This is a genomic window from Spirosoma sp. KCTC 42546 (assembly GCF_006965485.1).
GTDB lineage: Bacteria > Bacteroidota > Bacteroidia > Cytophagales > Spirosomataceae > Spirosoma.
On sequence record NZ_CP041360.1, the window covers coordinates 1509545 to 1523825 of the forward strand.

Here is a 14281-nt window from a genome sequence, read left to right on the forward strand (position 1 = left end):
TTATAATTAACTAATGAAAACAAGTTTAAAATGCCTGCTCATCGTGTCTCTGCTGTCGCCGTTTGCGGCCCAGGCACAGATGCCGAATGATGCGATCTACATGGGTAAAAACCAGCTATGTACCGCCGTCATGTACGGCCATAGTTCCTGGAATCAGTATTGGGAGAATACACTCAAACGAGAGAACCTGAACATTGGCACGCAAACAACGCAGAGTGTCATGATTATGCCTGCCTTTGGGATCAGCAAGCGGGTCAATGTGATTATGAGCCTGCCGTACGTTTGGACGAGCAACAGCGCGGGTAACCTGATGGGCCAGCATGGCGTTCAGGACCTATCGGCCTGGTTGAAAGTGAAAGCCGTGCAGACTGGTGGTTTTTCACTCAATGCTATTGTGGGTGGGTCGATTCCGGTGGGCAACTACGTAGCCAGCTTTATGCCGATGTCTATCGGTATGCAATGCCGTACGTTCACAGGACGGTTACTGGCCAATTATAAAGAGAAAAGAACGGGTCTGTACCTCACAGCCTATGGCAGCTACGGCTGGCGGAGTAATAGCAAGATAGACCAGGACGCCTATCAGGCCGACGACCGGGTGTACAACACCAACCAGGTTAAGGTACCTAACACGTACGATGCTGCGGTTAAGTTAGGTGTGTTGCGTAAGGGATGGCAAACCGAAGTATGGGCCGAGCGTGTAGCTTGCCTAAGTGGCGATAATATTCGCCGGAACGATATGCCGTATCTAACCAACAACATGCAGGCTACGTCGGTAGGTTGGTATGGTAAAGTGCAACCCAAAAATATTGGCGTAAATGCCCGTATCGGCTACGTTGTCGATGGGCTAAATGTTGGCCAAAGCACCAGCTATACCGTTGGTCTGCTGTATCAAATTAATTTCAAGAAGTAAGCGCCCATACATAGCATCATGAAAAAGTATAATCGAATTCTTGCAATTGGCAGCGTTATCGCAGGCTTGTCTGTTGCTTTTGTTTCGTGTGATAAAAGTATTTCAGAACCACAGCGCGTAGGCTATACGCCCGCGAGTGTCGATGATAAAGCGGGTACCTGGAAAACCTACGTGCTGACCGCGCCTACCGATGTAACAGTGGCTATACCAGCCTCAACATCGTCGGCAGCGTATCAGGCTGAACTAACTGACCTCAAATCGAAATCGGCGAGTTTAACGCAGGATCAGCAGGAAGCCGTTGTGTATTGGGGCACGGGTGCCGTGTATCGCTGGAATGAGATTGCCCGCGAATTATGCGCCCGTTATAACATACCGCCCGCGTCAAACGCCGATGGTAAATATCCGGTACCTGATGCCGCTAACCCACTGGCTGATCCCAAATTCCCGTTTGCGAATCCACCCTATGCCTCCCGTGCGCTCGCTTACCTAAGCGTGGCTCAATACGATGCGCTGGTGGCGGCCTGGAGTTACAAATACAAGTTTAACCGGGTAGCTCCATCGAAAGTAGATGCTACTGTACGGGTGGCACTGCCGACGTCATCTCTGCCTGCTTATCCGTCGGAAGATGCCGTTGTGGCAGCCGCTTCGGCTGTGGTTTTAAAAGCAATGTTCCCCGGCGAAGTTCCCTTCATAGATGCTAAACTGGCTGAACATCAGAACAGCCGCTTATGGGCGGGAATGAATGTAGCGAGCGATCTCAGTGCGGGCGTTGATTTAGGTAATCAGGCTGCTGCTAAAGTAATGGCGCGCGCTAAAACGGATGGTATGAGTGCCGCTAATAACCAGGCTGTAACGGCGGGTATGATTCAGGCCGCTAAAGAACGTGGCCTTACCGAAGTCTGGGTGAGTCAGGAAAGTCCAGCGCGCCCACCAATGTTACCGAATTTTGGTGCCGTATCGACCTGGAATTTTGATAAAGCAACCTTAGTTCAATTGCGCCCCGGTCCGCCACCCGCGCTCAATGATGCTACTTATCAGAAAGACATGGATGAGCTGAAACAGATCAACAAAAGCCAAAGTCGCGAACAGGCCCGTGTTGCCAATTATTGGTCCGATGGCGCTGGTAGCTATACACCACCCGGACACTGGCATCGCACGGCGGCCAATGCTGCCAATGAAGCTAAATACAGCGAGGTGCGCATGGCCCGGACGCTGGCGCTGGTAGGCACTGCCCTGGAGGATGCCGCCGTTGGTTGCTGGGACGCCAAGTACTACTACTACTATCCACGTCCACAACAGTTTGGGATGAAAACATCCGTTGGGTTACCAAATTTCCCGTCTTACCCGTCAGGGCACTCCACTTTTTCAGCCGCAGCTGCAACGGTGCTAAGTGCTATTTTCCCCGACAAAGCGAAGGATTTTGAAAACGAAGCAGCAGAGGCATCTTTATCACGAGTATATGGCCTGATCCACTATCGATTCGATTCGAATGGTGGCCTGGAGCATGGCAAGAAGATTGGTGCCTATGCTATCGCACGCGCTAAAGCTGATGGGTCGGGACTATAGTTTAATGGTTAATGAATAATGGATAATGTAAAATAACCTGTCCCAGCCATCCTACATTATCCATTATTCATTAACCATTATCTATTCAAAATATGCCACATATCCCATTACCAGAGCAGTTACCGGGTATTACAGGCCTGCTCGAATATCGGTTAGATACTGCTGCGCCCATTCGTGAACTCACGCAGCTCTTGTTGCGGGGTGAGTCAACGCTGTCGCAGGGCGAACGGGAACTGATTGCTGCCTTGGTATCGTCGCGGAACTGTACCAACTTCTGCGAGGCAGCCCATACGAAAGCGGCAGATATATTATTAGGTGACGATGAAACGGCTCGTGCGGTGAAATACGACATTGAAACGGCACCCGTCAGCGAGAAAATGAAGGCACTCCTCCAGATTGCCGTGCTTACGCAGCAAAATGGCAGAGACGTATCGCCCGAAGCAGTTGCCCGTGCTCGCGAAGCCAGTGCCACTGATCGCGAGATTCACGATACGGTGCTGATTGCTGCCTTGTTCTGCTTATACAATAAGTATGTGGATGGGATGGCAACCGTAGCGCCCACCGATCCGGCATTTTACCAGATGCTGGGCGAGCGAATTACAGGACGAGGGTATGTCCGTCCACCGGGCGGGTATCAAACGCAAACACATTAACCGGCTGACAGGGATTTAATCCATTGATCGTGAGGCTCAAGTAGCCAAACGGCGCATCGAGAAACAAACCAATTTCACCGACTTACGGGAATTTAATTCACCGACTGAAAACAAGCGTTTTTTGGTCGGCCTACCTCATCATTTGCTTTTTTTCTGAACAGATATGAAACTAAGACAACTCATTGCCCTATTCGCAATGATATTTTTAACCGCTCTGACCGTTCAGGCGCAATCGCGCCGGATATCGGGTACGATACGGGATGCTGAAACAGGGCAGCCGCTCACCGGAGCGAGTGTGCTTGTAAAAGGTCAACTGACGGGTACGGTTGCCAACACCAATGGTGGCTTCTCGTTAACGACGAATCAGCGCGGACCTGTTACACTGATGATTTCGATGGTTGGGCACGAAGCGCAGACGGTTGTCTTACCCGATGCAAATCAGGCTATTGACGTAAAGCTCCGGCTGGCTACCAACTCCTTGCAGGATGTTGTTGTGGCTGCCTCGCGGGTGGAAGAAAGCTTACTGCGCGCTCCGGTAACGGTCGAGAAAATGGATTCCAGAGCCATTCGCGAAACACCATCGGCTACATTTTATGAAGGTCTCAATAACCTGAAAGGGGTTGATATGGTCACAAGTGGATTGACCTATAAACAAATCAATACACGGGGTTTTGCCAGCACGGGCAACAGCCGGTTCCTGCAATTGATTGATGGGGTCGATAACCAACCGGCTGGCTTTGGATTCGCGATGGGCAACTTGTTTGGGCTGAGTGATTTAGATGCAGAAAGTGCCGAGTTAGTAGCGGGAGCCGCTTCAGCATTGTACGGTCCTGCGGCCTTCAACGGGGCTTTGTTAATGACTAGTAAAGACCCATTCCGGTATCAGGGATTGAGTGTTCAGGCCAAGTTGGGCGTTAATCACATCAACGATTCGAACACGGGAGCGGCTCTGTATCAGGACTATGGCTTTCGGTATGCTAAAGCATTCAATAATAAACTGGCGTTCAAACTGGTGGCCTCATATATGAAAGGGCTCGACTGGTTTGCCACCGATTACACGGATGTAGATGCAACCACCTCGCCCGAAAAACGGGGGCCGTCGAATCCGGCCTATAATGGCCTGAATGTCTATGGCGATGAGATTAACCGGACCATTACGGACATTGGTAAAGTGTCTCGGACAGGTTATCAGGAAAAATACCTGACCGATTATAATGTCTATAGCCTGAAACTGAATGGTGCCCTTCATTACCGCATCACACCAAATCTGGAAGCGATCTATTCCTATAACTACGCTAAAGGAACAACCAACTACACGGGCAGTAATCGATTCTCAGTCAACGGGTTTTCTCTTTTGCAGCACCGAATTGAACTGCGTGGGTCGAATTTCTTTGTTCGGGGGTACACCAATCAGGAAGATTCGCATGATTCGTACAATACCCGTTCGCTTGGTCAGCAAATTGACCGGACCTGGGTTCGCGATTTGGCTGGCAACGTAGTAGCGCCTAATGTAGCCGATCAAACCTGGTTCGACCGGTATACGGCTGCTTATCAGGGGAAAGTGCAGGGCGTAACGGCCAGCGACCAGGCTACTGCCCGCTCATTTGCCGATCAGGGACGATTGCTGCCTGGCTCTGCCGAATATGAGCAGCAGAAAGCGCGATTGATTGGTATTCAGGGCTTAGCGGGCGCTGGCATTCTGAGTCAAACCAACATGTACCATGCCGATGCACAGTATAACCTGACATCGGCGTTAGCGTCTGCGGGTCTTTCGGGAACCGAGTTGCTGGTCGGTGGTAATTTCCGGCAGTATAGTCTGTTTACAAACGGAACCTTATTTGATGATAAAGGCGGACGAATCCTGTACAGTGAGTTTGGTACGTTTGCCCAACTTAGCAAATCGTTGCTGGCCGATAAGCTGAAACTAACCGTATCGGGTCGGTATGATAAGAATCAGAACTTTGCAGGCTACTTTACGCCCCGCGCTTCGGCGGTTTTTTCGCCCACAGACCGGCACCATTTTCGGTGCTCGTTCCAATCCGGCTTCCGGAATCCTACCCCCAGCGATCAGTTTATTAAACTCAACGTTGGTCCAATCACGATTCTGGGTGGTGCACCGAGTAATAGTGCTGGTATGAACGTCTACGAAAACTCGTTCAATTCCACCAGCATTGGGGGCTTTGTAAACGGCTTCCTGGCCGATGTGAATAAGGTTGGACCGCAGCAGGCCGTCCTGAACAATAAAAACAAACTGGTGAAATCGAACGTGCCCTACATTGCTCCTGAGCGGGTACAAAGTTTCGAAGTTGGTTATCGTACACTACTCACGAGCCGCCTGTCGCTTGATGCCAATTATTACTATGGGGCGTACCGCAATTTCATCCTGAACACTGTAGTCATTCGGCCAAACAATCCCGTGCTGGCTGCCGATGGAAGCATCAACCCCGCTGCTGCACAGGATATTCTGAATTCGACTTATCAGGCATTTCAATTATATACTAACGCCCCCGACCGCGTTACGGCACAAGGAGCCACACTTGGATTGACCTACAGTACACTTGGCGGCTATAACCTAACAGGTAACGGAACCTGGTCGGCCTTCAATTTGCAAAACGCCGATCCAAACAATATTCCGGCTTTCAATACGCCCCGTTTCAAAACGAACGTAACGTTTGGGCATCGGAACATTCTGCCAAATGTTGGCTTCAACATAGCCTGGCATTGGCAGGAAGCCTTTGATTGGGTTGGGTCGTTCAATGACCTGCGACCAGGCCGCATCCAGGCGTATAGTCTTCTCGATGCTCGGGTGACATTGAAACTGCCTGCTTACAAAACGCTGCTGAAAGTGGGTGCATCGAACCTGACGAATCAGTACGTTGTGCAGGCGTATGGCTCTCCCGCAGTAGGGGGTTTGTATTATGTATCGCTTACGTTTGATCAGGGTATGTTACGGTAATTCTAGATAAAACAAGCCATGGAAACAATCCAACTCCCTGTTGATCAGGAACAACGCGTCAAACTGCCCTGGGGTAGTTTTGCACTCTGTGTGGTGGCCTATCTGTTCGGGGGTACGGCTAGCACGCTCATGGCGACGTACTTGCCGGTAGCTGTTCCTCAATTGCTTGGTGGAAAGGCTTCGCCTGCTGAATTGGATCAGGTTAGTGCCTGGGTTAGTGCTGCCTTCCTATATGGATGGATGATTGGTGGCTTCGTATTCGGGCCATTGGCCGATCGCTTCGGCCGAGTTCGGGCCCTGGTTCTGGCTACGGGATTATGCGGGGGGGGCATGTTGGCAACTGCCTTTGCTCCCAACGAGTACGTTTTGTTCCTGCTTCGGGCACTGACGGGTGCAGGCGTGGGAGGCATTCTTTTGGTGTCAACGGTTTACATATCGGAGGTATGGCCCGTTCGGTCGCGACCCGTTGCGTTAGGCGTACTGGCAACGGCATTTCCAGTGGGCATAGTAGCAACTGGCGGTCTGGCGAGTGGTTTCAGCGATTGGCAAATTGCGTTCGGCATTGGCGTGGTACCGGTCTTAGTCGCTATTCTGATTGGTCTGTTCCTCCCTGAGTCGGGCAGTTGGCAGCAGGGGAAAAGGCAAACTCATCAACCCAGTTTGTTCAGTGCTGAAAACAAGGCGAATGTCATTAGTGGCGCCATCATTTTTGGGTCGGTGCTGATTGGCCTTTGGGGTATTTTCTCATGGATACCAACCTGGGTGCAATCATTGCTGCCGGTAGGCCAGACTGGCCAGATTGAACGTGGTATCACCATGATGTTGTTGGGAATGGGGGGCATTTTAGGAGGTATTGCATCGGGCTTTCTGGTGGCCCAGCTTGGGGCTCGTCAAACCTTGTTATTCACCTTTGCAGGTTGTATTCTAGCCTGCGGCTTACTCTTCCTAACGAACCAGTCTTTTTCGCCCGTCATTTATGGCGAACTGGCGCTCGTATCCCTATTTTTTGGGATTAGTCAGGGGTCATTGTCCAGCTATGTGCCTACCTTATTTTCAGCCTCAATTCGGGCTACAGCCACTGGCTTCTGCTTTAATATTGGGCGACTGTTTACGGCCACATTAGTGCTATTTGTTGGTTCGTTGACAACCGCCCTGGGTGGTATTGGCAATGCGTTGGTCTTATTCTCAACTGCTTTTCTGATTGCATTTGTTGCGGTTTATCTAAAGAGCGAACGAGCGAACGAGTGAATGAGTGGGGCCATCCGGTTACTATACACTCTTTCACTCATTCACCCTTTCGCTCATTCACTCGTTCACTCATTTTTCTATGCCACATATCACACTTCCTGATGGCATTCCAGGTATTCGGAGTCTCGTCATGTACCGCCCCGATACCGGCCAGCATCTTTACGAACTGGCACAAACTTTGTTGCGTGCCGGTTCGCCCGATAGTACGCTCACCAATGCCGAACGGGAACTGATTGCTGCGTTCGTTTCGAAGCAGAATCGCACTGATTTTTGTATGAACAGTCACGCGGCTGCGTCCCGGTACCTCTATGCCGATCAGCGCGCACTGGTTGATCAGACCTTACTTAATCCAGACTCTGCGCCAATCTCAGCCAAATTGAAAGCCCTGCTCACCATTGCTGATCACGTACAAGCCGACGCGCGTACCGTTTCAGACGATCTGGTAACAGCCGCTCGTGCTGAAGGGGCAACCGATGGGGACATTCACGATACCGTACTAATTGCGGCTTCATTCTGCATGTATAATCGCTATGTAGATGGACTCGCTACGCTGACGCCCACCGATCCGGCGGCTTATGAAGCAATGGGGGAACGGATGGGAACTGTAGGCTATCAATTACCAAAGGCTGGCAATGCCGCCAGTTCTTCTACTTCTTTATGATAGGTTGGTATAGTCCCTGGCTACTTTGTAGCTGGGGCACTATTGTTGCTAATAAATTACTATAGAATAGATGATAATTGAAGAGAGTTAAATGGGGTAAATAGTTACTTCATATACGTTGCCACCGAAACTTAACCCATAGTGTATAAGAAATGGTATGCCACCAAGTACTCACTATTTTTTACACTAATTATAAGGACAACCATGAATTTTTTTACACACAAGTTAACATGGAAAACCAGTACAATCAGCCGTAACTACAGTATTCGTTACACCTTACTTATTGCTTTTGTGTGGATGTTGGCGGCTTGTCAGCCTAAAACAGATGATGTTGCGCCGGTCCTGACCGCATCTACCACAGATGCCTCAGTGGCAACTCAATGGATGGATTTGTTCCTGAATGTCGAACGGTATGCGCCAGGGTACAGACCACCTGTAGCCGCCCGGACGCTGGCCTATATTGGGTTAGCTGCCTACGAAACGGTAGTGCCGGGTTCGGCAAAGTACCAGTCGGTAGCGTCTAGATTTTCAGGACTTACCGTGCCAAAGATAGAAACGGGTAAGTCGTATCGTTGGGATGTGGCCCTGAATGAAACCTACTACCTGATGATGAAAGGCTTCTTCCCGCACGTAGTTGATGCCGACAAAGCCAGGATTGAGGAGTTGTATAAAAAATTGACGATTACAGTCGGGGGTGCCGATGAACTGGATCGGTCTAAAAAATTTGGACAGGCTATGGCAACAGCGGTGTTCGACTATTCAAAAACCGACGCTGCTGGTGATGCAGCTTACCTTCGCAACCAACCTGCCGATTACGTACCCCCAACGGGCGTCGGTAAATGGCAGCCAACCGCTCCTGATTTCGGTCGGGCATTATTACCCTACTGGGGCAAAGTCAGGACCTTTGTTGCCAGTGAAACAGACAAAGTGGCCAAGGCTCCTCTTGACTATAGCACCAATGTAAAATCGACCTTGTTTGCACAGGGGCTGGAAGTTTATTCCAACACAACTCCGCTGTCAAAAGAGCAGCAATGGATTGGTGAGTTCTGGAGTGATGATATCTACAAACTAACATTCGAACCCGCTGGTCGTTGGCTGGCTGTTGCTCAACAAGTCGTTATCAAAGAAAAGGTAGCGTTGGATAAGGCTGTTTATACGTATGCGAAAATAGGTATTGGCCTGAGCGATATTGGTGTAGCTTGCTGGAACTCTAAATACATCTACAACATCGAGCGTCCCATCACCTATATTCGGAGAACGATTGATCCTACCTGGGTGACACGATTGAACAATCCAATTAGTGTTGCGGTAGGGGTTACGCCACCGTTTCCAGCTTATCCATCCGGGCATTCCTGTTTCGGAGCTGTAGCGGCTGAAGTCCTAACCAATATTTACGGCACTGCGTACGCTATGACCGACCGCTGCCACGAGGGACGAACCGAGTTTAATGGTACACCCCGAAGCTTCAATAGCTTCTACGAGATGGCCCAGGAGAATGCGTATTCCCGGGTTGTTCTGGGCGTTCATTACCGTATGGATTGTGAAGAAGGATTACGCATGGGATACGCCATCGGACGTAAGGTAAACCAGTTAACCTGGGAGAAATGACGAGATCCATTAGATTCTATGGATTCTATTGATTTTTGACGATACATCTCGAAATTTCAACAGAATCCACAGAATCAAAATGACCAGCTATATATACCTAACCATAATAACCTATGCCACATATCGAACTACCCGCCGGGTTGCCCGGCATCCGGGGGCCAATGGCGTTCAGCCCTGAAACCGCCCGTCCGCTTAACGATTTGGTCAATGTATTACTACGGACGAACGTAAGCCGACCCGAGTCGGGTTTGTCGGAAGGGGAACGGGAACTCATTGCGACCTATGTGTCATCGCTGAACGATTGCTTTTTCTGTCAGACCATCCACGGAGCCGTAGCCAGCCAGCACCTCGGCGATACTGACTGGACGTTAGTGGAATCGGTGAAGTGTGATTACCAGGGGGCTGCTATCTCTCCCAAAATGAAAGCACTACTGACTGTAGCAGGGAGTGTGCAACAGGGCGGGAAATTTGTTACATCAGAGCAGGTTGAGGCTGCCCGTGCCGAGGGTGCTACGGATCATGATATTCATGACACGGTGCTGATTGCTGCCGCGTTCTGTATGTTCAATCGCTATGTTGATGGGTTGGCGACCTGGGCTCCACAAGATCCAGGTCTGTACCGATACCGCGCCCAGAAAGTAGCCGAATATGGATACACACACGAGGATCATTATATGCCCACTACTCCCTTAACAACCTGACCCTATCTTCGATGAAGCGCTCCCTGTTGTTCTTTCTGATTCCGATCCTCCTGCTGATTGTTCTTGAGGTACTGAGTGTTTATTTCATTATGCCCTTCCCCGGCAGTCAGCTTGGCCTTACTGAGGCCGAAACGGGGCAGGCCGCACTTGGCCGTGTTGAACTGGCGTATTGGTTGCACAAGAACATCAGCTGGCTTCGAATAGTTGGGTTGCTGCTATTGGCTTACCCTGCCTTTTTGATCATCATGAAGCCCCGTCGAGTATGGCATCGGTATGTCGCAGGTGGGCTCGTATTATTGTATGGCGTAGTGTTGTATGAGGTCAATAGGGAGATGATGGCCGACCAGATGTTTAAGCAACCTATTCAAAAGCGGGTAGTGCCGATGAGTGAGAATAAAATTCCGCTAAACAAACTCGTGGTCGGTTTTGAGGCTATGGGACAAGCTACTGCTTATCCACTGCAATTGATTGGTTATCACCATCAGGTGCGCGATACGGTGGGTGGCCAGCCCATTATGGTTACGTATTGTACCGTTTGCCGAACAGGGCGCGTATTTAGTCCGTTCATAAAAGGGGAGGCTGATGAATTTCGGCTGGTAGGGATGGACCATTTCAATGCCATGTTCGAGGACAAACGTACCGGTTCCTGGTGGCGACAGGCTACGGGTGAGGCTATTGTAGGGCCCTTAAAAGGAAAAAGCCTGAGCGAGCTGACGGGCCGACAGATGACCCTGGGAGAGTGGGCTGCGGAACATCCCAATACGCGTGTATTGCAGGCGGATCCAGCCTTTGCTGAGGAGTTTGAGAATATGAAAAAATACGATCGGGGCTTGTCGAAGGGAAAGCTCACCCGCCGTGACTCCGCTTCATGGAAACCCAAATCGTGGGTTATTGGTGTGGAGAAGGTGGGCTTTTCGAAGGCCTATGACTGGAATAAACTGCAAACGAAGCGTATCTTAAACGATGTTGTAGGGAATGAGCCGCTGGTGTTAACGATGGCTCCGGACAGTGTATCCTTTGGCGTATGGAGCCGACGGGTTGGTGTACAAACGCTCAACTTTCAGTACGCCAATCGCCAACTCACCGACCAGGAAACCAAGTCGGTCTGGACCTGGCGGGGACATTGCGTAGCGGGTCCCTTGCTTGGAAAGCGACTTGCCGCCATCCCCAAAGCGCATCAGGAGTTCTGGCATTCGTGGCGCACATTTCACCCCGATACCAGGCGGGATGATGCTCCATAAGCATGCAAAGCCGGACCGCAAGTCCGGCTTTTTTGGTGACCACTCACGAGGAAAACGTCAATAAATACCAGATGCTAGCGTTGAACCTCTACTTTTGTACCACCTACCATAAGTTTATGCGATTAGTAGCCTACATTGTCAGCATTGGTTTTTTACTGGGTTTGGCCCAGAAAACCCGCGCTCAGGGATCAATTGACGGCTTCATGCGCGGGCAACGAAAGGCCAGTCTGGCCATCTTTGGCGCGCAGGAAACCTACGATACGTATTACATCAACACGACAGAAACAAAGAACCCCAATCTGGGTACGGTTACTACCCAGACCCTAACGGTCGTTGGCACCTACGGCTTAGGCTACGACCTCGATTTGATCGTGTCCGCACCTTATGTTCGTACCCAGGCCAGCGCGGGTTATTTTCCTAAGCAGGAGGGCTTTCAGGATGTGTCGGGTACACTGCGCTGGGAAGCGTACGACTATAAGTTTGGGAAGACCAAGCTCTCCTGGGAATTCGCCGTTGGGTATTCTATGCCCATGCAGAATTACGTCAACGACGCACTCGTAGCTATTGGCCGTGGATCGCAGAATCTGGATGGCCGAACGTTGCTGCATTTTAAAGCGCCTAACTTTTTCATCACCGGTCAGTACGGCTACATTCGGCGCGGACAGGTCAAGCTTGATCACATCGTGAATACCTACGATCCTAGCCAACTGAATCCAAACAGTGGCTTAAAAGTCAATGTGCCCGATGTTACGGAACTCATTGTCCGGGCGGGCATTGTCACAAAAGTGTTCAATATAGATGCCTGGTTCCAGCGTCAAACACCGCATAGCGATGGTACCAACATCGGTCCGGGCATTCCGTTTCCGACCAATGCCGTTGGGTTTACACGAGTTGGAGCAACGGCCTACCTGCGGCTGTTAAAGCAGTTCGGGCTGACGGCAGGCTATAACACGACACTCGATGGCCGGAATATCGGCAAAAGCACACAACTCAATGCAGGCGTAGTCATTGGTCACTGGACCGCAAATAACTAGTTGCCTGTTAAATGGAACCATTCATGCTTTTTAAGCACTCCAGGGCATGAAAAAGCCTCTTTTCTAAACTAGGAGAGGGGTTGGGGTGAGGTTTATCTACATGAAAGCGCGTAGTTTTTCGATCCTTTTAAGTGCATTACTGCTGTGGACAGTAGGCTGCAAAGAGCCTATTATCGACGAGGGTGTACTGCCTTTTATTGTCCCTACATCAGTCGATGCCGATGGCGGTACCTGGCGGACCATTATCCTGAAATCGGCCACAGATATAACGGTTCCTCAACCCGTAGCCAGTACATCAGATACCTATAAACACGAGTTTTCTGATGTGAAAAACGGTGTGCTGGCGGCTACGCCCGAACAGAATACGGCCGTTAATTACTGGGCTGCCGGGGGCGTTATCCGCTGGAACCAGATTGCCCGGCAATTGGTGGCAAAATATAACATAGCACCGGGTTACGATTACTTAACCGGGCAGACAACATCAGCCGATGCCGGTAATCCATATGCCGGGCCGCCGTTTGCTGCCCGTGTCTATGCGCTGTTAAGTGTGGCTCAATATGATGCACTGGTGGTGGCCTGGCGGGCTAAGTATCAGTACAACCGGCCATCGCTGGAACAACAGGGTATTGTGGCCCGAGTGCCCATACTCAATGTACCATCCTACCCATCAGAAGATGCGGCCATTGCCGAAGCATCGTGCCAGATGCTGGCCTACTTTTTTCCGAATGAAGCCAGCTGGCTGAAAGCAAAAGCGACTGAACACAAACAAAGTCGATTATGGGCCGGAGGCAACGTACCCAGCGACCTGAAAGCCGGTGAAGACCTGGGGGCTACATTGGTTACTAAAGTGATTGATCGCGCCAAAAACGACCGTTTTACTGCTGCTACTGACCCAACAAACAGTTGGCAAACCGCGCTGTCTAAAGCGCCCTATGACCAGAAATGGAAAAGCATCGAATTGCCAGAGCGAGCGCCTATATTGCCATTGGCGGGTAAGGTAAAAACCTGGTACGACTCCACGGCTATTGTCGGGGCATCGCCCGCCACTCCTCCTGCTACAACATCCGCCGAGTTTCAAAAAGCCCTGAGTGAAGTGCGTGATCTGGCTAATTCCCGCACCCGCGATCAGTGGCGAATTGCCAGTTATTGGGATAATGGCCCCAGTACGTACTCGCTGTCTGGCCTCTGGAATTTTCTGGTTGAAGATCTTATTCGGCAGGAGGGGCAGAATGAACTACGAACAGCCCGGACGTATGCGCTGTTGAATCGAGCGATGCAGGATGCCACAATAGCCAGCTGGCGAACGATGTATACGTATTTTGTGCCGCGCCCGTCGCAAATTGACCCGACTATAAAAACGGCTACGCCTATCCCAAATGCCCCTGGTTACGTAGCTGACCGGGCTGCCGTTTCGACTGCTGCCGTTGCTGTGCTGGCCTGTTTGTTTCCTGATGAGGCTACGCGTTTAAACGCACAGGCAACGGAAGCCGCGCTGTCGGGGCTGTATAGCGGTACCCACTTTCGGTTCGATGCCGACGCAGGAACGAAGCTAGGTACCGTTATAGGGCAATTGGCGGTTACCGGGGCAAAGGCCGACGGGGCAAAATAAACCTTACTTTAATCCTTTTGACACAATTCGCCGGGTTCGATAATCCGGCTTTTTTGTAACATTGCCCTGTTATTCACGATTTATCAATCAAACC

The 14281-nt window shown here is 50.7% G+C and carries 11 protein-coding genes; all 11 read left to right on the forward strand.

From position 1 onward, the window contains the following. The first annotated feature begins 13 nt into the window (after positions 1-13). The 11 genes from EXU85_RS06075 (at position 14) to EXU85_RS06125 (ending at position 14187) form a co-directional block, all read left to right on the forward strand. Entirely contained in the window at positions 14-910 is an 897-nt protein-coding gene (locus tag EXU85_RS06075; protein ID WP_142771216.1) for a transporter, read from the forward strand. An 18-nt stretch (positions 911-928) separates the two neighbouring features. After that, positions 929-2476, forward strand: a complete 1548-nt coding sequence (locus EXU85_RS06080; RefSeq protein ID WP_142771217.1) for a phosphatase PAP2 family protein — start codon at positions 929-931, stop codon at positions 2474-2476. Between the two features lie 92 nt (positions 2477-2568). Continuing rightward, positions 2569-3129 (forward strand): carboxymuconolactone decarboxylase family protein, encoded by a 561-nt coding sequence (locus tag EXU85_RS06085; RefSeq protein ID WP_142771218.1) that lies wholly within the window; start codon positions 2569-2571, stop codon positions 3127-3129. Between the two features lie 163 nt (positions 3130-3292). Next, positions 3293-6085 (forward strand): TonB-dependent receptor, encoded by a 2793-nt coding sequence (locus EXU85_RS06090; protein WP_142771219.1) that lies wholly within the window; start codon positions 3293-3295, stop codon positions 6083-6085. An 18-nt stretch (positions 6086-6103) separates the two neighbouring features. Continuing rightward, complete coding sequence (locus EXU85_RS06095) at positions 6104-7333, forward strand: MFS transporter (RefSeq protein WP_142771220.1); 1230 nt, start codon at positions 6104-6106, stop codon at positions 7331-7333. A 79-nt stretch (positions 7334-7412) separates the two neighbouring features. Beyond that, positions 7413-7994, forward strand: coding sequence for a carboxymuconolactone decarboxylase family protein (locus tag EXU85_RS06100; protein WP_142771221.1), 582 nt, complete (start codon positions 7413-7415; stop codon positions 7992-7994). Positions 7995-8198: 204 nt separating this feature from the next. Next, the gene (locus EXU85_RS06105; protein WP_142771222.1) at positions 8199-9602 is read left to right on the forward strand and encodes a vanadium-dependent haloperoxidase; all 1404 of its coding nucleotides are present in this window, start codon (positions 8199-8201) and stop codon (positions 9600-9602) included. Between the two features lie 113 nt (positions 9603-9715). Continuing rightward, positions 9716-10303, forward strand: coding sequence for a carboxymuconolactone decarboxylase family protein (locus tag EXU85_RS06110; RefSeq protein WP_142771223.1), 588 nt, complete (start codon positions 9716-9718; stop codon positions 10301-10303). A gap of 11 nt (positions 10304-10314) precedes the next feature. Continuing rightward, the gene (locus EXU85_RS06115) at positions 10315-11544 is read left to right on the forward strand and encodes a DUF3179 domain-containing (seleno)protein (protein ID WP_142771224.1); all 1230 of its coding nucleotides are present in this window, start codon (positions 10315-10317) and stop codon (positions 11542-11544) included. A gap of 2 nt (positions 11545-11546) precedes the next feature. Beyond that, positions 11547-12578 carry a hypothetical protein gene (locus EXU85_RS06120; protein WP_246859443.1) on the forward strand — a complete coding sequence of 344 codons (1032 nt, stop codon included), beginning with the start codon at positions 11547-11549 and terminating at the stop codon, positions 12576-12578. Between the two features lie 100 nt (positions 12579-12678). Further along, positions 12679-14187 carry a phosphatase PAP2 family protein gene (locus EXU85_RS06125; RefSeq protein WP_142771225.1) on the forward strand — a complete coding sequence of 503 codons (1509 nt, stop codon included), beginning with the start codon at positions 12679-12681 and terminating at the stop codon, positions 14185-14187. Positions 14188-14281: the final 94 nt, after the last annotated feature.